Origin of the sequence: Paraburkholderia dinghuensis, from assembly GCF_003837865.1 — a bacterium.
GTDB classification, from domain to species: domain Bacteria; phylum Pseudomonadota; class Gammaproteobacteria; order Burkholderiales; family Burkholderiaceae; genus Paraburkholderia; species Paraburkholderia dinghuensis.
Genome location: NZ_RQIS01000002.1, coordinates 19566 through 39806, shown reverse-complemented (window position 1 = coordinate 39806; position 20241 = coordinate 19566). Strand labels below are relative to the sequence as shown.

19 protein-coding genes are annotated in these 20241 nt (G+C 64.8%); 15 read left to right on the top strand and 4 right to left on the bottom strand.

Features of this window, described 5'->3' with window-relative positions; genetic code table 11:
- The first annotated feature begins 58 nt into the window (after positions 1 to 58).
- Genes D1Y85_RS03125 through D1Y85_RS03105 form a run of 5 tightly spaced genes read left to right on the top strand, consistent with a single transcriptional unit; the run spans position 59 to position 6342 of the window.
- Positions 59 to 1219: an NHL repeat-containing protein gene (locus D1Y85_RS03125; RefSeq protein WP_246024753.1), complete on the top strand. Its 1161-nt coding sequence runs from the start codon at positions 59 to 61 to the stop codon at positions 1217 to 1219.
- Positions 1220 to 1221: 2 nt separating this feature from the next.
- Positions 1222 to 2529, top strand: coding sequence for an iron uptake transporter deferrochelatase/peroxidase subunit (efeB, locus tag D1Y85_RS03120; protein ID WP_124149585.1), 1308 nt, complete (start codon positions 1222 to 1224; stop codon positions 2527 to 2529).
- Positions 2530 to 2577: 48 nt separating this feature from the next.
- Positions 2578 to 3603 carry an iron ABC transporter substrate-binding protein gene (locus D1Y85_RS03115; protein ID WP_124149584.1) on the top strand — a complete coding sequence of 342 codons (1026 nt, stop codon included), beginning with the start codon at positions 2578 to 2580 and terminating at the stop codon, positions 3601 to 3603.
- A 39-nt stretch (positions 3604 to 3642) separates the two neighbouring features.
- The gene (locus D1Y85_RS03110) at positions 3643 to 5271 is read left to right on the top strand and encodes an ABC transporter permease (protein WP_124149850.1); all 1629 of its coding nucleotides are present in this window, start codon (positions 3643 to 3645) and stop codon (positions 5269 to 5271) included.
- A gap of 21 nt (positions 5272 to 5292) precedes the next feature.
- Positions 5293 to 6342: an ABC transporter ATP-binding protein gene (locus tag D1Y85_RS03105; protein WP_124149583.1), complete on the top strand. Its 1050-nt coding sequence runs from the start codon at positions 5293 to 5295 to the stop codon at positions 6340 to 6342.
- Here D1Y85_RS03105 and D1Y85_RS03100 read toward each other — a convergent pair.
- Positions 6330 to 7199: a LysR family transcriptional regulator gene (locus D1Y85_RS03100; RefSeq protein ID WP_124149582.1), complete on the bottom strand. Its 870-nt coding sequence runs from the start codon at positions 7197 to 7199 to the stop codon at positions 6330 to 6332. The two genes, D1Y85_RS03105 and D1Y85_RS03100, sit on opposite strands and share 13 nt — an antisense overlap.
- 123 nt (positions 7200 to 7322) lie before the next feature.
- Here D1Y85_RS03100 and D1Y85_RS03095 point away from each other — a divergent pair, with 123 nt between their 5' ends.
- Together D1Y85_RS03095 and D1Y85_RS03090 are read left to right on the top strand one after the other, a co-directional pair.
- Entirely contained in the window at positions 7323 to 8270 is a 948-nt protein-coding gene (locus D1Y85_RS03095) for a DMT family transporter (protein ID WP_124149581.1), read from the top strand.
- A 286-nt stretch (positions 8271 to 8556) separates the two neighbouring features.
- Positions 8557 to 10344 carry a hypothetical protein gene (locus D1Y85_RS03090; RefSeq protein WP_124149580.1) on the top strand — a complete coding sequence of 596 codons (1788 nt, stop codon included), beginning with the start codon at positions 8557 to 8559 and terminating at the stop codon, positions 10342 to 10344.
- A 205-nt stretch (positions 10345 to 10549) separates the two neighbouring features.
- Here D1Y85_RS03090 and D1Y85_RS03085 read toward each other — a convergent pair whose 3' ends face one another.
- Entirely contained in the window at positions 10550 to 11851 is a 1302-nt protein-coding gene (locus tag D1Y85_RS03085; protein WP_124149579.1) for an MFS transporter, read from the bottom strand.
- Between the two features lie 165 nt (positions 11852 to 12016).
- Between D1Y85_RS03085 and D1Y85_RS03080 the strand changes: the two genes are divergently transcribed.
- Genes D1Y85_RS03080 through D1Y85_RS03045 form a run of 8 tightly spaced genes read left to right on the top strand, consistent with a single transcriptional unit; the run spans position 12017 to position 19055 of the window.
- Positions 12017 to 12778 carry a GntR family transcriptional regulator gene (locus tag D1Y85_RS03080; protein WP_124149578.1) on the top strand — a complete coding sequence of 254 codons (762 nt, stop codon included), beginning with the start codon at positions 12017 to 12019 and terminating at the stop codon, positions 12776 to 12778.
- A 7-nt stretch (positions 12779 to 12785) separates the two neighbouring features.
- Complete coding sequence (gene mdcA, locus D1Y85_RS03075) at positions 12786 to 14459, top strand: malonate decarboxylase subunit alpha (RefSeq protein ID WP_124149577.1); 1674 nt, start codon at positions 12786 to 12788, stop codon at positions 14457 to 14459.
- Between the two features lie 5 nt (positions 14460 to 14464).
- Positions 14465 to 15442, top strand: coding sequence for a triphosphoribosyl-dephospho-CoA synthase (locus D1Y85_RS03070; RefSeq protein ID WP_124149576.1), 978 nt, complete (start codon positions 14465 to 14467; stop codon positions 15440 to 15442).
- Positions 15430 to 15744: a malonate decarboxylase subunit delta gene (locus D1Y85_RS03065; RefSeq protein WP_124149575.1), complete on the top strand. Its 315-nt coding sequence runs from the start codon at positions 15430 to 15432 to the stop codon at positions 15742 to 15744. Before D1Y85_RS03070 ends, D1Y85_RS03065 begins: the two co-directional genes overlap by 13 nt.
- Positions 15741 to 16622: a biotin-independent malonate decarboxylase subunit beta gene (locus tag D1Y85_RS03060; protein WP_124149574.1), complete on the top strand. Its 882-nt coding sequence runs from the start codon at positions 15741 to 15743 to the stop codon at positions 16620 to 16622. Before D1Y85_RS03065 ends, D1Y85_RS03060 begins: the two co-directional genes overlap by 4 nt.
- A complete protein-coding gene (mdcE, locus tag D1Y85_RS03055; protein WP_124149573.1) occupies positions 16619 to 17443 on the top strand; it encodes a biotin-independent malonate decarboxylase subunit gamma in 825 nt (274 codons plus the stop codon). Before D1Y85_RS03060 ends, mdcE begins: the two co-directional genes overlap by 4 nt.
- Positions 17443 to 18120 carry a malonate decarboxylase holo-ACP synthase gene (locus D1Y85_RS03050; RefSeq protein WP_124149572.1) on the top strand — a complete coding sequence of 226 codons (678 nt, stop codon included), beginning with the start codon at positions 17443 to 17445 and terminating at the stop codon, positions 18118 to 18120. Before mdcE ends, D1Y85_RS03050 begins: the two co-directional genes overlap by 1 nt.
- Positions 18117 to 19055: a malonate decarboxylase subunit epsilon gene (locus D1Y85_RS03045; protein WP_124149571.1), complete on the top strand. Its 939-nt coding sequence runs from the start codon at positions 18117 to 18119 to the stop codon at positions 19053 to 19055. Before D1Y85_RS03050 ends, D1Y85_RS03045 begins: the two co-directional genes overlap by 4 nt.
- Positions 19056 to 19179: 124 nt before the next feature.
- Here D1Y85_RS03045 and D1Y85_RS03040 read toward each other — a convergent pair whose 3' ends face one another.
- Entirely contained in the window at positions 19180 to 19779 is a 600-nt protein-coding gene (locus tag D1Y85_RS03040; protein WP_124149570.1) for an alpha-ketoglutarate-dependent dioxygenase AlkB family protein, read from the bottom strand.
- Positions 19780 to 19899: 120 nt separating this feature from the next.
- Positions 19900 to 20223, bottom strand: coding sequence for a hypothetical protein (locus D1Y85_RS03035; protein WP_124149569.1), 324 nt, complete (start codon positions 20221 to 20223; stop codon positions 19900 to 19902).
- Positions 20224 to 20241 lie beyond the last annotated feature (18 nt).

Below are 20241 nucleotides of genomic sequence, written 5' to 3'. Positions count from 1 at the left end.
AGGTCTCGCGAGTCGTTGCTTGCTTGAACGCTACCCTCGCGAGGCACGGAGAGTCACAATGAAACACGCAACGCGAATGCTCCTGCTGCGAACGACTCACGCCGCCCGAGCGGCGCTCGCGCTCGCGGCTGCCGCCACGCTCAGCGCCGCGCCGCTCGCCGCGCACGCCGATCCGCAGGGCCTGCTCGAATCCATCCATCACCACAGCACGCTCATCAACACCGTCCCCGACAACGGCGACCAGAACCCCTATGCGATCGTCGTCGCGCCGGTCAGCGCCGGTACGGTGAAGCAAGGCGACGTGCTCGTCGACAACTTCAACAACGCTGCCAACCTGCAGGGCGCAGGCAGCACGATCGTCGACTATCACCCCGACACGAAGCAGATGTCGCTCTTCGCATCGATCCCGCGCGACCTCAAGGAATGCCCGGGCGGCGTCGGCCTTTCGACTGCGATGACCATGCTGAAGTCGGGCTGGGTGGTCGTCGGCAGCACACCGAGCAACGACGGCACGACGAACACCAAGGGCGCCGGTTGCCTGATCGTTCTCGACAGCAACGGCAAGATCGCGAAGGCGATCAGTACGCCGAATATCAATGATCCGTGGGGCAACATGGCCGTCGTCGACAACGGCGACCATGCCACGCTGTTCGTGAGCAACGCGGGCTTCGGCGTGGGCGCGGCAAGCGACGATCCGCCCGTCTTCAAGCAGGCCACGGTGCTGCGTCTGGACCTCGACATCCCGAGCGGCCAGGCGCCAGTCGTGAAGCGCGAAACGGTGGTGGCGAGCGGCTTTGGCGCGCAGGCCGACAAGGGCGTGTTCCTCGTCGGACCGACGGGCCTCGCGCTGTCCGCCGACAACAAACTGCTCTATGTCTCCGACGCGATCGGCAACCGCATCAACGTGATCGAAGATCCGCTCACGCGCGACACGAGCGCGGGCGTCGGCCGTCAGCTCACCGCGGACGGCCTGCTGCATCGTCCGCTCGCGATGATCGCGACGCCGCAGGGTCACCTGCTCGTCACGAACGCGCTCAACGGTCAGGTCGTCGAGATCGACCCGGTCGAGGCAAAGCAACTCTACGCACGCTGGATCGATACGGACAAAGCGCAGACGCCTCCGGGCAACGGCGACCTGTTCGGCATCGCCCTGACGCCTGCGGGCAATGGCTTCTACTACGTGGAAGACGACGTAAATACCCTTGTTCTGGCCCAGTGATCATGTCCTCCAACAACTTCAACGACACACCGGAACGCCCCGCGCGGCGGGGTTTTCTGAAGGCCGGCGGCGCGGCGGTTGCCGCTGGTGCCACACTCGGCGCGACGAACATCGCCCACGCGGCCGTGCACGCGAAGCAGGACGCAGCCATTGCCGATCCGATGCTCGCAGTCGAGCCGTTCTACGGCGAGCACCAGGGCGGCATCGTCACACCGCAGCAGGCCCACACCTATGTGGCCGCGTTCGACCTCACGACGACATCGCGCGACGACGTGATCAACCTGCTGCGCCAGTGGACCGACGCCGCCGCGCGTATGACGCAGGCGCAACCCGCAGCAAAGCTCGACGGCGTCGGCGACGATCACCCCGCGCCCGACTCCGGTGACGCGCTCGGCCTCGGAGCCGCCGGGCTTACGGTGACGTTCGGCTTCGGCCCCGGCCTCTTTACGTCCGAGGGCAAGGACCGCTACGGCCTCGCGCACAGGCGCCCCGCCGCGCTCGTCGATCTGCCGCGCTTCAACGGCGACCAGCTGCTCGCCGAAAAAACCGGCGGCGACCTGTACGTCCAGGCTTGCGCGAACGATGCACAAGTGGCCTTCCACGCGGTGCGCCAACTCGCACGCCAGGGCTACGGCATCTTGCACATGCGCTGGGGGCAGGCGGGCTTTCTCTCGGGCCCGCGCGCCCAGACGCCGCGCAACCTGATGGGCTTCAAGGACGGCACGAACAATCCACCGACTGCCGACCCGAAGCTGATGAACCAGTTCGTCTGGGCCACCGACGCCGACGCACCGTGGATGCAGGGCGGCACGTACACGGTGGTGCGCCGCATCCGTATCACGCTCGAGCACTGGGACCAGATGGAGCTCGGCTTTCAGGAGCAGGTGTTCGGCCGCCACAAGTACAGCGGCGCGCCGATCGGCAAGCAAAAGGAATTCGACGCGGTCGATCTGGACGCGCAGGACAAGGACGGAAATCCGCAGATTCCCGAGAACTCGCACGTGCGTCTGTCGAATCGCGCGTCGAACAATGGCGCGCAGATCCTGCGCCGCTCGTACTCGTACAACGACGGCACAGACTTTTACATCGAGCGCTGGCCGCCGTGGCGCCAGGAAACGGAATATGACGCGGGCCTCATCTTCGTCGCCCACCAGAGCGACCCGCGCACGGGCTTCATTCCCATCAACGAAAAGCTCGCGAAGTTCGACATGATGAACCAGTTCACGACCCACGTAGGCAGTGCGATTTTCGCGTGCCCGCCGGGCGCGAAGCCGGGTTCGTTCATTGGCGCGGAACTGTTCGCAGCCTGAATGCCCGAATAGCCGATGCTTTTCATCATCAACGGATAACGACACATCATGAAAATTTCGATCCCCGGCGCGCCACTGCGCGCTGCCGCCCTGAGCGTTGCGCTGACCGCTGTCGCTACGCTGCCGCTCGCGGCCCACGCTGCGTCGATCACGTTGTACAGCGCACAACACGAGCAGGTCGTGAACCAGCTTGCCAAGGACTTCGAACAACAGACCGGCATCGACGTGAAGATCCGCAGCGGTGAAGGTCCGGCACTCGCGGCCCAGCTCGTCGCCGAAGGCAACAAGACGCCCGCCGACGTCTACTTCACCGAAAATTCACCGGAGCTGATGCTGCTCGAAGAAAAGGGCCTGCTCGTGCCGGTCCAGAGCGCAACGCTTTCCGTCGTGCCCACGCGCTACAACTCGCCGACCGGCCAGTGGGTGGGCGTGACCGCACGCGAGAACGTGCTCGCCTACAACACGACGAAGGTGCAGCCGACGCAATTGCCGCAGTCGCTGTTCGATCTCGCGAAGCCGGAATGGAAGGGCAAGGTTGGCATCGCCCCTTCCGACGCCGACTTCCTGCCGCTCGTCGACGCGGTGATCGCCATGAAGGGCGAAGCCGCGACGCTTCAGTGGCTGAAGGGCCTCAAGACCAACGCGCAGATCTTCGACGACGAAGAAGGCGTCGTGGCCGCTGTGAATCGCGGCGCGGTCGCGACGGGCATCATCAACAACTACTACTGGGACCGCCTGCACGCCGAGATTGGCGACAGCAAGACGCGTAGCGCCGTGGCGCACTTCGCGGACGGCGATGTCGGCGCGCTGGTGAACGTCTCGGGCGCGGCGGCGATGAAGTCGGCGCACAACCCGGACGGCGCGCAGAAGTTTCTCGCGTATCTGGTAAGTGATCGAGCACAGAAGCTGATGGCACAAGACCACATCAGCTACGAGTATCCGCTGCGCCCGGGCATCGCTAGCGACCCGATCAACAAGCCGTTCGAACAGCTGAAGCCGCCGTCACTGACGATCCAGCAACTCGGCGACGACAGCCAGGCCGGCAAGCTACTACGCGAAGCCGGGCTTCTTTGATCGCAACCGTAAAAAGCCAGCCTGATCGTGAGTGAAGCCATCACCACGGCGCCAGCCATAGAGGAGCCGGGTCACCCCACAGCGCACGTCGCCGCACGTCGGCGAATCCCTTGTGCGCTGTTGGCGGCCGCGCTGCTCGGCCCGCTCCTCGTGCTGCTGCCGCTCGCGCTGACGTTCTCGCGTGCGTTTTCGTATGGATTCGCCGACGCCGCCGATCTGATCTTCAGGCCACTAGTCGGCGAACTGCTCGTGAACACGCTAACGATCACCGTCTGCGCGACGCTCGCGAGTGCCGTGCTTGGCACCGCTATCGCGTGGTTCGTCGAACGCACCGATGTGCCCGGCCGCCGCGCGTTTGCCCTGCTCGCCGCCGCGCCGCTTGCCATGCCCGCGTTCATCACGAGTTACGCGTGGGTGTCGCTGAGCCTCGATTTGCAGGATTTCTTCGGCGCGTTCATCGTCATCACGAGCGCCTATTTTCCGCTCGTCTATCTGCCGGTCGCCGCAGCGCTGCGCGGACTCGACCCCGCGCTCGAAGAAACCGCGCGCGCGCTCGGCTGCAATCGTTGGGCGACTTTCGTTCGCGTCGTGCTGCCGCAACTGCGGCCCGCGCTTTTCGGCTCGATGCTGCTCGTCGCGCTCGGCGTGCTCTCCGAGTTCGGCGCGTTCCAGATGCTGCGCTTTCGCACCTTCACGACCGAGATCTACGCCGAATACCGCACGAGCTTCGATGGCGGCGGCGCGTCACTGCTCGCGTGTGTGCTGATCGTGCTGTGCCTCGTCTGTCTCGCGTTCGAGTTTCGCGTGCGCGGACGTGCACGCTATGAACGCGTCGATCGCGGCACGCGGCGCGCGGCCGTGCGCCACGCGCTCGGCCGCTGGCGCTGGCCGGTCGCGGCGGGCTTTCTCGCGCTTAACGCCGCGACGCTCGGCGTGCCGCTCGCGATGATCGGCTACTGGCTCACACAGCCCGGCGCCGCTGCGATCACGCCCGCCGACGTCTCGCCCGAATTGCTCTTCTCGGCCACGTTCGCCTCGCTGCGCCTCGGCCTCATCGCCGCCGTCTCCACGACGCTGCTCGCACTACCACTCGCGTTCCTGCTCGCACGCTATCCGGGCCGTCTCGCGACGTTGCTCGAACGCACGGCGTTTGTTGCGCAAGGCGTGCCGGGACTCGTGATCGCGCTCGCGATCGTGTCGCTCGCAGTGCGCGCCCTCACGCCGCTCTATCAAAGCACGGCGCTTCTGATCGTGGCTTACGCGATCCTGTTCCTGCCGCTCGCGCTAGTGAGTGTGCGTGCGGCGCTATTGCAGGCGCAGCTTCGTCTCGAAGACACGGCGCGTTCGCTCGGCCTCGGCTGGTTCGAGACGATGCGGCGCGTCGTACTGCCGCTCGCGGGGCCGGGACTTGGCGCGGCGGCTTCGATGGTGTTCATCGCCGTCGTCACCGAACTCAACGCGACCCTGCTGCTCTCGCCCATCGGCACGCACACGCTCGCGACCCAGGTCTGGAGCGACACGTCGACGCTCGCGTTCGCGGCCGCCGCGCCCTATGCCGCGCTGCTCACGGCGCTATCGCTCGTCGCCTCTGGCCTCCTGTTCACGTTCGCGGGCAAATCGGCGCTGGCCGCGCACACGAGTACGAGTGCGCCGCCCGACGCCTCCTGATCGCCCAAACGGAATCGCCCTATGAGCACGCTTCGAATCTCCAGCCTGCAAAAATCGTTCGACGGCCACCCGGTGCTGCACGGCGTCGATCTTTCCGTGAAATCGGGCTCGCTCGTCGCGCTGCTCGGGCCTTCGGGCAGCGGCAAGACCACACTTCTGCGCGTGCTGTGCGGCTTCGAGCACGCCGACGCGGGCACCATCGAAATCGACGGCCGCCGCGTCGCAGACGCTGGTCTCCATCTTCCGGCCGAGCAGCGCCGCATCGGCTACGTGGCGCAGGAAGGCGCACTTTTTCCGCACCTCTCGGTCGCGGACAACATCGTGTTCGGCCTGCCGCGTGCGCAGCGTCGTGCGCGTCATCGTGTGGCGGAGCTGCTCGAACTCGTCGGACTTCCGGAGTCCTATGCAACCCGTGCGCCGCAGCACCTTTCCGGCGGCCAGCAACAACGCGTAGCGCTCGCGCGAGCGCTTGCGCCATCACCGGGCCTCGTTATGCTCGACGAACCGTTCTCGTCGCTCGATGCTGCATTGCGCGTCGAGACGCGTGAAGCCGTCGCGCGCGCGCTCGCCGCCGCCGGCGCGACCGCCGTGCTCGTCACGCACGACCAGGCCGAAGCGCTTTCGCTCGGTGACGAAGTCGCCGTGTTGTGGAGTGGCCGGCTCTTGCAGACCGCCGCCCCGCAGACGCTCTACCGGCGCCCCGCCACGCCGGAACTCGCGGCGTTCATCGGCGAATCGGTGCTGCTGCCGGGCCACATCGTCGATGGACGCGCGCAATGTGTGCTCGGCGCACTGCCCGTGGCGGCTGGTGCGAATCTTGTCGATAGCGTGGTCGACGTGATGCTGCGCCCCGAGCAAATCGAAGTCCTGCCGGAAACGGCGCAGCGCGAAGGCGCGCTCGACGCGCTCGTGCACGACATCACGTTCCAGGGGCAGGATGCCGCGCTCACGCTGCAGCTCGTCGAGTCGCAGACAACCGTGCGTGCGAGGGTGCCCGGCTATCGCACGCCGCGCCGCGGCGAACGCGTGCGGCTCGCGGTCGGCGGCGAAGTGAGCGTCTACCCGCGCTGACGCGGCACCGCGAGATCCTGCGCCATCTGCTGCGCGAGGTAATCGCAGATCGGCCGGTTGGACTTCACGCTGCGCGCGACGACGATGTCGAGCGGTTCGATCTTCGGCAGCCCTTGCGCCTCGCCGAGCACGACAAACCGTGGCGGCACGCTGCAACGCGTGAGCGCCACCACGGCGATGCCGGCCTCGACGGTCGCCATCAGACCCATCAGACTCGCACTGCTGTAGGCCGCGCGATAGCGGATGCGCGCCGCGTCGAGCGCGGCCACGGTATGAGCGCGCGCCACGCTGCCGTGCTCGTAGAGGCCGACGGGCAGAGGCGACAGCGTCGCCGTTGCCGGGTCGGTCGCGGAACCGACCCACACCATGTCCTCGCTGCGCACGAATTCGCCGCGCAGCTTGCGGTCGCGCGTGACGAGCGCGAGGTCGATCTTGTTGTCCGCCAGCATCGGCCCGAGCGCGACGCTCTGCGCACAGACGATCTCGATCTCGACATGCGGATAGAGCGTCGAAAAACGGCGCAAAACGGGCGACAGCAGCGCAGCCATGTAGTCGTCGGGCGCGCCGAGCGCAACGCGCCCCGTCACTTCCGGGCGCACCAGCGCCGACCACGCCTCCTCCTGCAGATCGAGCGCGCGCCGCGCGTATTCGAGCAGCGTATTGCCCGGCCGCGTAAGTGCCAGATTGCGCGTGTCACGCGTAAAAAGCGTCGTGCCGAGCATGAGTTCGAGCCGCTTGATCTGCATGCTCACCGCAGCCTGCGAGCGATGCACCGTGACCGCCGCCCGCGTGAAACTGCCCGCGTCGGCCACGGCGACGAAGCTGCGCAGCAGGTCCAGGTCGAATTCGGGGTTCATGCGCGGCTCCTGATTCATCAGCGGCGTTGATGGAATTCTTCAATTTAATTCGTTTGCCGACACCCCGCAACTGGCGAATACTGGCCCGGTTTTCACTCTCCCTTTGCGTCACCGATAACAGCCATGAAAGCCGACCACCACGCCAACCAGAAGCAGGGTGTCCTCATGCTCGCCAGCGGCGGGCTGCTGATGGGCACGATCGGCGTGTTCGTCGAAGAAGCGCGGCTCGGCGCGATGACGCTCGTGTTCTTCCGCTGCCTCTTCGGCATGCTCGCGCTCGCCGCGTACTGCCGGTACAAGGGATGGCTCTCGCCACGTCAATTCACGCGCCGCACGCTGGGGCTCGCGCTAGTGACGGGCGTGCTCATGGTCACGCAGTGGGTGGCTTTCTTCGACTCGATTCATCGCACGAGCATCGCCGTTGCGACGGTCGTGTTCCATGTGCAGCCGTTTTGGGTCGTGTTGATCGGCGCCGCACTTTTCAACGAGCGGTTAGGCGCGGACCGCCTCGGCTGGATCGGGATCGCATTCGTGGGGCTCGTGCTCGCTTCAGGCGTGCCGGCCGTTGGCAGTCTTCAAGGCCATCAGCGCTATCTGATCGGCATCGGCGAGGCACTGGGCGGATCGGTGCTCTACGCAAGCGTCACGCTGATCGCGAAACATCTCCGCGATCTTCGCCCGCATCTGCTCGCGCTCACGCAATGCGCGGTTGGCACGGTTTGCCTGCCGCTCATCGCGCCGTTCTTTGCGCCGCTCGAACTCACGCATATTTCGGCCGCGCAGTGGGGCTGGCTCATCGGCATGGGTGTCCTGCATACCGGCCTTTCGTACGTGCTGATTTACGGCGCCCTGCCGAAGCTCACAACGCCCGTGATCGCCGTGTTGTTGTTCGTCTATCCGCTCACGGCGATCGCCGTCGATGCGCTCGTCTACGGACGCGCGCTGAGCGTCGCCCAACTCGCGGGCATGGTGCTGATCGTGGTTGCGAGCCTCGGCGTTAATCTCGGCTGGCGCCTGTTTCCGCCGATGCTCGTGAAAACGCGGCGCGAGATGCCGCGCGCAGACGTTTAGCGTAGCTTATGTGGACGTCTCCCGCGCGTCAGATCCGCGTTCGATGAATCAGAGAGTTTTGATCGAAAGTCATTAACGAGGCGCGGACACAGATGGCCGCAGCGAGGAGGAGCAACGCAATATGAACCCCGACACCGCTTGAAGCGAAGGCAACATCCAGGCGCGGCTAGCGATGTAAGTATCCGGTACACCCTGCCCGCTTCGAGCGGGGTGTAGATTGTTGTCACGGATTAGATCTACATCCGGCTAGGGATGACTGCTTGTTGAAAAACGAGGGATTTATATCGTGACTATATACTTCTATACAACCGGCAATGACGGTCAGCAGCACGTCTTTGACAACAGGAACGATGCTGATGATTTCACGCGAAGCGAGTATAAAAAAATTCATCCTGACGCACCAGATGAAAGCCATATAGATAACTCCTGGGACGTAGCCAAGAGGGGCTTCACCGATACAGTGAAAAATCCGGTGGGACAGACGGTCTCCCAGATTGCCAAGTGGTCAGGAGCCGACCCGCAGACCCAAAAACAACTGTACGACGCAGGTGACAATCTTCTGGGTAAGGCAGCCAGAGCATTTGCAGCGCAGATCGGCGCTCCCAAGTACGTGCAGGACGAGTTTGAAAAAGCCGGCAGGTATGCGGAAAATGCTATCCCTGTCTGGGGACAGGCAAAGTACTATGGAAAAGTCATTGGGGATGCGGTGGAGGGAACGCCCCCGTCACCGGAGGACACCGCTAACCCGGTGCAGGATGCCCGATCGATTACTGGAACCGAATCACCGTCTGGTTCTTCAACGGGTAAAAAAACTGCACAGGACAACGCAACCCGCCAGAACGCGACGAAGCCTTCATTCAATCCTCCCCAGAGACTGGAAGACGGAAGGATCGGTTACCCGTTAAGTCCGACGCAGCCACCAAAGTTGCCTGCCTCGGACAAAAATCCGACGCAGTCCAGTGCCGACAACGCTACGCTCGAACATCCTGCCGAAACAAGCGACGCACGATCTTCAGGAAAGAGGCCGGCCGATGCTGGGCCAGATGAAGCGCCGTCAACAAAGCGGCCGGCTTCATCACCCGCTGAAGTAGAAAACAGCGCACACCCGCAGCGGCCAGCAGATTCAACTACCGATCAGCCTGTTACGTCAGGAACTAACCCGACAGACAAACAATGGCAGTGGGAGTGGGACAGCTCAAGCCCGCTTTCCCCAACGCAACTAGACCAACTAGGGCAGTGGGATAGTTCAGACCTGCTTTCTATACTGGATGGACTGGAAAAACCTGGCATCCCTGAAGGAACAGCAGTCAGCGCGGGCTCGCCACGCCAAGGCCCTTCAGGTGTCCCACAGAATAGTCCGGAATCGTATCCGGCCACTTATCTGGACCTCGATAGCGGCGCAGTCTACGTTACGAAGGGCGTCGGCCAGCAAGCAGGGCAAACTGGCGTCAATCCGTCCACCAGTTCCATAACGGCAGGCAAACCTTCCGACATCAAGCCTGATACGCACTCCGCGCCTGAACGCACCTCGCAAGCCGATAACCCTGAATCGAATCCCACGTGGACCGGTGGAGACGTCCGGGATCTGAAAATCGATGCCCGGCACGGTAACGCGGATTGCGGCCAGTTCGCGGCGGGAAACGCAACGGGCGGCTACCGGGTTGGGTCGCTCGACCCCGTCGGCACAAATCACCAGGTTCCCGATGTTCGGTCCCCGATGGGCTTTAATCCGGCCCATGGTTTTTCCGCGAATGACATGATCGCCGCTCCAGTTCCGATTATGGCCGAGGGCGTCGCATATGTGGACCTCAATACCGGCGCGTTCCACTACGGAAAACTCGTCGGCCAGTCGATCATGCAGACCGACGCTAACCAATACGGCAGGTATGGAGTAGGCGGCACACTTTCCCACTACAAGATGAATAACGGCAGGTTGGAGTTCATCGGACAGCGAGGCATCCAGCCGGTACGCCATTTATCTTCTATTAAAGATTTTGTCCAATACTGCCGGACTCACTATGACATGAGTAACGCATTGTTTTTTTTCTGCCGCTTCCATAAAGATGGCGCTTGAAATCCGGTTTTTTTCAAATGCTGCCCGGCCTGTCCCTGTGACAACGACAATTAGCCTGGCCGGTTTGACGACAGTTAGTTTGGCCTGTGGGGCGGTGGCAGTGGCGGCGTAGCCGCCGGAGACACCGCCCCACGACGGCGCCGCATGGAGGGAGTTTCAGGACTATGGCCTTCACGGCTCCACGTCCAGGTTGTGTTCGCCCCTCTTATCCCGGCAGTACCTCACCCTTCGTTTCCGGCGCGAACGGAATGATGAACAGCCCCACGACGAACGCGATTGCCGTCAGTGCGACCGGCACGCCCAGCGTGTGCATGTTCAGCACGGCAGCGCCGAGCACGAAGTTCACGCCCGCCCCGACGAAACGCCCAACTGACGTGCAGAACGCAAACGCCGTGGCGCGCACGCGCGTGGCGAATTGCTCGGGCAGCCAGAGACTGAAGAGCGCGAAATTCCCGCCGAAAAAGCCGAGCACGAAGAGCAGCGCCATGAACGGCACAAGCCCGTTTTCGAGGTAAAAGGCCCAGCCGAAGCTCGCAGCGATCGACACGGCCATGCCTGTGAAATAGATCGCAAGGGTCCACTTGCGGCCGATGCGTTCGGCCATCGGCGGCAACGCGAGGCAACCGAGAATCGTGCCGATGGACAGAAGGCCCGTCGCGATTGACGCCGTGCGCATCGCGTCGGCCTTGCTCGCACCGGCCTTCGTCGCGAGCTGAATGACAGCGGACGGCTCGTAGACGGCGCCTGCCCACAGACCGATGATCGCGATGGTCAGAAGCGCGCAGGCCACAAGCGTACGCTTGCGATACTCCGCGCTGAAGATCTCGCGCAGCGGACTGCCGCGATGCACATGGCTCGCCTCCGACTTCTGCCACTTGGCCGGTTCCTCGACGCGCGTGAGCACGAGAATGGCGACGACGACCGGAATCGCACCGGTCAGGAACATCGCGCGCCAGCCAAAGTGCACGCCGACCGTATAGTTCAGCGCTGCCGCAATGAAGAAGCCGGCGTAATAGCCGGTCTGCAGATAACCCGCACCCATCTTGCGCCGGTCCTCCGGCCACGACTCGGCGACATACGTGCCCGCCAGCGCCCACTCGCCGCCGATGCCCACACCCGCGAGAAAGCGATAGATGCCGAGCTCCCACACGCTGTGCGCGGTCGCAGCGAGACCTGTGAAGATCGCGAACATGAAGATCGTGCCGGCCAGCACGCGCGTGCGCCCGAAACGGTCGGCGAGCGGCCCCCAGATGAAAGACAGTCCCCACCCGACCAGGAACAGCGCAAAAAGAATCGAGCCCGCGAGCCCGATGTTGGAGGGCGTGGCCGCATAGCCCGAGCGCGGCAGCAACTCGGTCAGCGCGGGCGTGAGCACAAGTGCGTAAATGAAGGAGTCCATGCCATCGAGCGTCCAGCCTGCCCAGGCACCCCAGAAGCCCGCGATCTGCGAACGGTTAAGCGGCGTCTTGCCAGACGTTCGCCCCACTACCTCGGTTACTGAATTCATGTGGTCCTCTCTCTCCTTTGCGCAAGCCGTCTTGCATCAGGCGGCGGCGCAGGTTTATCTGCATTTCTATTTGTATGAAGAAATCCCTGTTCCCTGGTTTACGGCACCATCTCGTCCAGCTTGACGGCTTTCCGATTCGATTTTTTATATATAATATGTGATCTTATGAGCGACACAACGAATGGTTTTCCCCTGGACGGCGACGATGCGGCGCCCGGTCTGCCGGCCGTGGCAGCGCCGCGCACGAGCACGTCGCGCATGATCGCGGACGCCCTGCGCGACGCCATCGTGTCGGGTGCGCTCGCGCCCAACGCGCCGCTGCGCCAGGACGCCATCGCGCGACACTTTTCGGTCAGCGCGATTCCCGTGCGCGAAGCGCTGCGCCAGCTCGCGAGCGAAGGCTGGGCGAAGATCGAAGTGAACAAAGGCGCGAGCGTTGCGCCGCTTTCCGCGGACGAAGCGCGCGAGATCTACGAGATCCGCTCGGCGCTGGAGAGTCTCGCGCTCGGACTCGCGATTCCCAATCACACTGCGCAGTCGCTGCGCGAAGTGCGTGCGCTCGCCACGGCGGCAAAACGCGAGCGCGATCCATCGCTTTACGTGGCGCGCAACGAGGCCTTCCACATGGCGCTTTACGCGCCTTGCGGCCGCCCGCAACTGCTTGAGATGCTCGCGTCGCTGCACCGTCGCGGCGAGCGCTATCTACGTCTGAAATTCGACTTTCCCGAGTACAAGGGCGAGTCCGATGCCGAGCACGCCGAAATTCTCGCCGCTGTTAAGCGCGGTGACATCGCCGCCGCTCAGGCGCTCGCGGCCGCGCATCTGCTCGGCACGGGTGAATTGCTCTATCGTTTCCTCACCGAACGCGCCGCGGCCAAGACCGTTACAGAGAAGCCGCGCGCCAAGTCTTCCCGCTCACGGAGCTGAATCGCCGATGAAGCCTCTCGCCGTTACGACCGACCAACCCGAACTCGCACCGCGCTCGTGGACCACGCGCCGCGACGAGAAAACCCGCCGCCTCGCCGCCGTCGCCGGCTGGCTCGAAGATGGTGTGCTGCCCACTTCGCGCATGACCGAAGCGCTGGAACTACTGATCCGCCCGGGCGACCGCGTCGCGCTCGAAGGCGACAACCAGAAGCAGGCCGACTTCCTCTCGCGTTCGCTCGCCAAGGCGGACCCGGCGAAGCTCAACAACGTTCATCTGCTGATTTCAAGCATCAGCCGCCCCGAGCACCTGACGCTCTTCGAGCGCGGCATCGCGCACCGCGTCGATTTCGCGTTCGCCGGTACGCAAAGTCTGCGTGTCGCGCAACTGCTCGAAGACGGGCAACTCGAAATCGGTGCGATTCATACTTACGTCGAGCTTTACGCGCGCATGTTCGTCGACCTGATTCCGCAGGTCGCACTGCTCTGCGCCGAAAAAGCCGATCGCCACGGCAATCTCTACACGGGCCCGAACACCGAGGACACGCCGACCATTGCCGAAGCCGCCGCATTCAGCCAGGGGCTAGTCATCGTGCAGGTGAACGAGATCGTCGATGAACTGCCGCGCGTCGATATCCCCGGCTCGTGGGTCGACGTCGTCGTGCAAGCCGATCGCCCGTTCGCAGTAGAACCGCTCTTCACGCGCGACCCGCGCCACATCGGCGATCTGCAGGTGCTCACGGCGATGATGGTCATCAAGGGCATCTACGCGCCGTATGGCATCACGGCGCTCAATCACGGCATCGGTTTCGACACGGCCGCGATCGAATTGCTGCTGCCTACGTATGGCGAATCGCTCGGGCTCAAAGGCAAGATCTGCCGCAACTGGACGCTCAATCCGCACCCGACGCTGATTCCCGCCATCGAATCGGGCTGGGTGGAGAGCGTGCATTGCTTCGGCAGCGAGGTGGGCATGGAGGCGTACATCGCCGCGCGCCCCGACGTGTTTTTCACGGGCAGTGATGGCAGCCTGCGTTCGAACCGCGTGCTGTGCCAGCTTGCCGGGCAATACGCCGTGGATCTGTTCATCGGCTCGACGCTGCAGATCGACGCCGACGCCAATTCTTCTACCGTCACGCGCGGGCGGCTCGCGGGCTTCGGCGGCGCGCCCAACATGGGCCACGATCCGCGCGGCCGCCGTCACGCGAGCGAAGCGTGGCTCAAGCTGCTCAAGAACACCGGCCCCGTATCGCGCGGCCAAAAGCTCGTCGTCCAGCTTGCCGAGACGTGGAAAAAAGGCGGCGAGCCGACGTTCGTCGATGAGCTCGACGCCATCGCGGTCGGCGAGAAAAGCGGCATGCCGGTCGCGCCGGTGATGATCTATGGCGACGATGTGAGCCATGTCGTGACCGAGGAAGGCATCGCGCATCTGCATCGAGCAGAAGGTATCGACGAACGGCGCGCGGCACTCGCGGCGGTCGCGGGCGTGACACCGATCGGCCTGCGCGCGCAGGCGCAAAAGACCGAGGAATTGCGCCGCCGCGGCATCGTACAGTTCCCCGAGGATCTCGGCATCCGCCGCGGCGATGCGAAGCGCTCGCTGCTCGCGGCGCGCAGCATCGACGATCTCGTGACGTGGTCGGGCGGACTCTATACGCCGCCCGCGCGCTTTCGCAGTTGGTGAGCGCGATGCGTACGCTTGCGCTGGACACACACACCGAAGGTTCCGCCGTACCGTTTGCGCGCGATCCGCACGCGGGGTTCGTTTCGCTGGATGCCGCGTTCTGCGCTGACGCGGAACTCGCACGCTTCGCGCGCGATGCCCTGATCGACGAGGCACGCCTCACGCCGAAACCCGCGCTCGTCGACGCGCGCGGCAGCGGCGCGCATAGCGACCTCGATCTCGTGACGATGCTGCGTTCCGCGCACGCGCTCGAGCCGACGTTCCGCGCGCTCGCGCGCGCTTCGCTCGGCGCGGCGCCAGGCGTCGCGTTGCGCACCGATCTCGCGCGTATCGGCCGCGCAGGCGAAGTCGCGATGATGCGCGCGACGAACGGCAGCAATGCGCATCGCGGCGCGATCTGGATTGTCGGTTTGCTCGTGGCGGGAGCGGCGATCGTGCATACGCCATTCGCCGCCGATGGCAGTGCATACGCACACGCGGCACTCATCTGCGAAACGGGCGCACAGATCGCCCGTTTCGACGACCTGCTCGCACGCCCGTCCAACAGCAACGGCGAGCGCGTGCGGCTTCAGTACAACGTGGGCGGAGCGCGACGCGAAGCGCAAGACGGTTTCCCGCATGTGATGCGTGCGGGGCTGCCTGCACTTCATACCGCGCGCACGCAAGGCCACAGTGAGAGCACCGCTCGCGTGGAAGCCCTGCTCGCCATCATGGCATCGCTCGACGATACCTGCGTGCTGCATCGCGCCGGGCTCGCGGGCCGCGACGCGGCTCAGGCGGGCGCACAACGTGTGCGCGATGCTGGCGGCATCGCCACGCCAGCGGGCCGCGCGGCATTCGACGCACTCGAACACTCACTGCTCGCGCTCAACGCTTCGCCCGGCGGCGCAGCCGATCTGCTTGCCGCGACGCTATTCATCGACAGACTGGTTCAGCACCGCATCGGCGGTGTTGCATTGGAAGAGACATCATGGAACAACTGACATTCGACTATCCGGCGCAACGCGCCGTGACGACGCGTGCGCACGTGGGCGTCGTCGGCTCGGGAGATCTCGAAGTGCTGCTTCAGCCAGCGGACACCCTGCGCGCGCGCGTCGTCGTGCATACGAGCGTGGATGGCTACGGGCACATCTGGAAGAGCGTGCTGGACCGCTTCTTTACCCGCTACGACGGTGCCGCGGACATCGAAATCAACGACTTCGGCGCAACGCCGGGCGTCGTAGCGCTGCGGCTCGCGGAAGCGGTTGAAGCGGCGCAGGACGCGGCGCAAGGGGCACAGTCATGAACGGCTCGCCGCAAACCGCGACCCGCGCCCTGCTGCGCGAAAGCTATATCGAACTCACCGCGCGCGAGCGCGCCCGCGCCGTCCTCGACGCGGGCTCGTTCCGCGAGTTGCTCGGCCCGTTCGATCGCATCGAATCGCCGTGGCTGCCGCTGCAGGGCATCGTCTGCCAGGCCGACGACGGCGTCGTGATCGCCCGCGGCACCATCGACGGCGAGCCCGCCGTGGTCGCCGCCATCGAATCGGCGTTCCAGGGTGGCAGCATCGGCGAGGTGTCGGGCAGCAAGATCGCCGCGGCGCTCGAACTCGCGCTCGCCGACTGCGAGCGCGGCAAGATCGTGCGCCCCGTCGTGCTGTTCGAAACCGGCGGCGTGCGCCTGCAGGAAGCCAACCTCGGCCTCGCGGTGATCTCCGAGATCCAGGCCGCGATCGTCGCGCTGCGCCGGCACGTCCCCGTCGTCGGCGTGATCGCGGGCATGGTGGGGTGCTTCGGTGGCATGTCGCTTGCGGCGGGTCTATGCTCGTATCTCGTGATGACGAAGCAGGGACGACTCGGCATGAACGGCCCCGAGGTGATCGAGCAGGAAGCCGGCATCGAAGAACTCGATGCGAGCGACCGGCGCCATGTGTGGCAGTTGATCGGCGGTGAGCAGCGCGCTGAAACCGGTTTCGCTGATGCGCTCGTCGAAGACGCGGTGGACGATGTGCATCGAGCCGTGCGCGAAGCGTTCGCGTGCGGCGTACCTGAAGCCCACCGCACCGAGCAGGTCGAGGCCTGGCTTGCAAAGCTCGCGCAGATCGATCCTGCAACCGTCGCGCCCGAAGCAATGCGCGCCACGTTCGGCGCCACGCCCCTCACGTCCCGCGGAGAAACGGCATGAACGATACGACTCTGACCCGCGGCGCGCGCTGGCTGCACACCCTCGCAGGCGAGCGCGCTCACGAAGGAAACCGCGGCCCCGTGCACTACGCCGATGCGCCGCTCGGCGGCGAAACGGCGCGCTTCATCGCTGTCGTGCCGGACCACGAAAACCGTTTTGTGCGCGCGCGCGACAACGTCGTGGGCCTCGAACAGGGTTGGCGCCTTGCGCAGGCCGTGCGCTCGGCCATCGCCGAAGATGCGGCCGGTCAAACACGCCGGCCCATCGTCGCGATCGTCGACGTGAAGAGCCAGGCATACGGTTATCGCGAGGAAATGCTGGGTATCCACCTCGCCTGCGCCGCAGCCGTCGATGCGTATGCCAGCGCGCGGCTCGCGGGGCATCCCGTGATCGCGCTGATCGTTGGACCTGCGATGTCGGGTGCGTTTCTGGCGCACGGCTACCAGGCCAACCGCATCGTCGCGCTCGACGCCGAAGGCACGATGGTTCATGCGATGGGCAAGGAAGCTGCGGCGCGCGTCACGCGTCGCAGTGTGGAAAGCCTCGACGCGCTCGGTGAAAAGATCGTGCCGATGTCCTACACGATGGCGTCGTTCGGCAAGCTCGGCTTGCTCGACCAGTTGATCGAAGGCGTCGATGCGGATGCGCCGGACGCAGAGCAAGTCGCGCGCGTACGCCACGTACTTGCGCAAATGGTGCGCGAGGCACGCGCGGACAAGCGCGATCTCTCGCACCGTCTGCGAAACGACGCGGCAAAGCGCACGCGCGTGGCCTCGATCGAGGTCCGCCAGCGCCTTGCGCAGCAATGGGACGCTAACTGATGCGCGAGTGCGCCACACCGCCGTTCGCCGCCGACGCACCGCGCGTCGACGATGCACGCTGGCGCGCGCACGACCTGCTGCGCGTTACGCGACGGGCCCGGGCGGACAACGAGCCCGACTGGGTGCGCGAAGCGCTTGTGCGCGCGCCATGGGCCGTCGTGCGACGTGCCCAGGCGGCGGATGGATTCGTCGCCGTCGGCATACGCGGGGCGACGCGTGCGCAACGGTTCGGAACGTGGCTGCATCATCAGGATGTCGAAACAATCTGTTCACCCGAAGATCTGCTGAGCACCTCGCCTTCGGATGACCGTGCCGCATTGCCGGCGTTCGCTGCGCTCACGGTGCTGCGTGCGTCGCCGTCCGCACTCGACGAATACACCTGGGGCCCAACGGGCAGCGCGGGCTTCGAACTCGCGACCGGCGCACCGACGGTTTCTGCGTCGAGCGATCTCGATCTGCTGATCCGTATGCCCGAGCGCCCCGCTTCTGCTGCTATCGACGCGCTCGCGGATCTGCTCGCCCGTGCTGCCGAGCGTACTGGCACACGCGTCGACGTCCAAATCGAAACACCGGCGGGCGGCGTCGCATTCGTCGAACTTGCCGCGCGCAAACCGCTCGTACTTGCGCGAGCCAGTGACGGCCCGCGGCTAGTCGAAGACGCCTGGTGCACACCATGACACTCGCCTGCCTCTTTCCCGGCCAGGGCGCGCAAAGTCCCGGCTTTCTGCATCGACTGCCTTCGCATGAGGCGGTGCGCACGACGATCGAAGAAGCTTCGGCGACGCTCGACATCGACGTGCTCGCTCTCGACAGCGCGGACGCCTTGCGATCCACCGTGGCCGTCCAGCTCGGGCTGACAGTCGCCGGCGTCGCCGTTGTGCGCGCGCTCGCGCACGAAGGACTCGTGCCGCACTTCTGCGCCGGTTTGTCGGTGGGCGCCTATCCGGCTGCCGTTAGTTGCGGCGCAGTTGCGTTCGGCGACGCATTGCATATGGTGAAGAAGCGCGCCGAACTCATGGAGACCGCGTGCCCATCGGGGTACGGGCTGACCGCGGTCTCCGGACTCAGCGAGACACAGATCGAAACGCTCGTGGTCCAGCAGGTCAAGGAAGACGGATTGCGCGTGTACATCGGAAACGTCAACGCCCCGCGCCAGATCGTTGTCGCGGGGGCCGATGCCGCGCTCGATGCCTTCGCCGCCCGCGCGCTCGCGGCGGGCGCTCGCAAGGCGCAACGAATCGATATCGCCGTTCCTTCGCATTGCGAACTATTGGCTTCTGCTGCGGATCAGCTAGCGGCGTGGTCGAAGGACATCCCGTTTCACGCCCCGCACGGCGTCTATGTCGACAACCGGGGCGGCCGCCCGCTCCACAGCGGCGACGCGATCCGCGCCGACCTCGCCACCAACATGGGCCATACGGTGCGCTGGTTCGATGCACTCACGGTGATGATCGAATCGGGTGCGAACGTGCTCGTCGAGGCGCCGCCCTCGCAGGTCCTCACCGACATCACACGCGAGCAGTTTCCGGACGTCACCGCGCTGGCGGCTTCCACCTTGCCGTTCGAGCGATTGACGGCAATCGTGCATCGGCGCCTTAACGACGCCGCCTGAATCCACGCCGAGGATTGCGCATTTATGCGCATAAAGTTTTATATTTTTTCAAGCGCCGAAATGCGGACACACGGACCAACCGCGCCAACTCACGCCGTTCTCCACCGAACTGACGATAAATTGCTCACTTCGCCCGCAAATCAGGCATAACAACCCGGAACGTCAGATTGACCCTCTCCCCGCTCACGGCAGGTTCCTTCGGCACACGATGACGCCACTGCGTCTGCGTCTGACCGCGCATCACAAGCAGGCTACCGCTCGTAAGCCGGAACGAGCGCACGATGCCGGTCGCGTTGTGGCGTAAATCGAAACGCCGTGTCGCACCGAGACTCACCGATGCGATCACCGGCTCCGTCCCCAGTTCCGGTTCGTGGTCGGCGTGCCAGCCCATGCTGTCCGCCCCGGTCCGGTAGCGGTTCAGAAGCACGCTGTTAAAACGGACGCCGCAGACGGCGTCGACTGCGTCGCGCAATTCGGCCACCGCCGGTGTCCACGGCTGCGGAATATTTCGGATACCGGAATAAATGTAGACGGCATCCGGCTCGCCGAGCCACGCCGTGAGCCTCGGCTGGTCAACCCAGCCGCCGGGCGTGCGAATCCGTTCCTGCCGCCACTGCGTTTCGGCGACAATGCGCGCAAGCATGATCGTCGCCTGCTCAGGCGTGAGCCACGCGGGATGCCAGGCGACGTCGGGCTGTGGTGCGTCGTCGAAGAGATCGAACATCGGAAGTGCTGACTTGAGAGCAATTAAGGAAGTACGTGCAGTGTCGCACAGCAAACACCGCAAGCACGCCGGGCGCCCCGCCCCGGCACGCGAAAGCTGGAGGGCGGAAATGCGCCACGCTCAGCTCAAGAGCGCAATGTAGAACAGCACGGCACCGACCACACCGCCGACGAAGCAAAAGCCCTCGGGCGTAGCATCGCTGGTGCGGGAGCGCAGCCAGCCACCCACGAAACCGAACAACCCCGCAACGCCCAGCGTGACGAATACCATCACGACGTAGAACAGCGCACTTCGGCCAAGCTCGGAGATGTCGATGGTCTTCACGGCGAGATACAGCGCCAACGCCATCACCGACAACACGACCATCGGCAGCATGACATGGCTGCTCTCGTAACCGACATGACGACCGTGATGCCCCTGCTCAACAGGCTTCGTAATTTTCATGACCTGTCTCCCCCACAG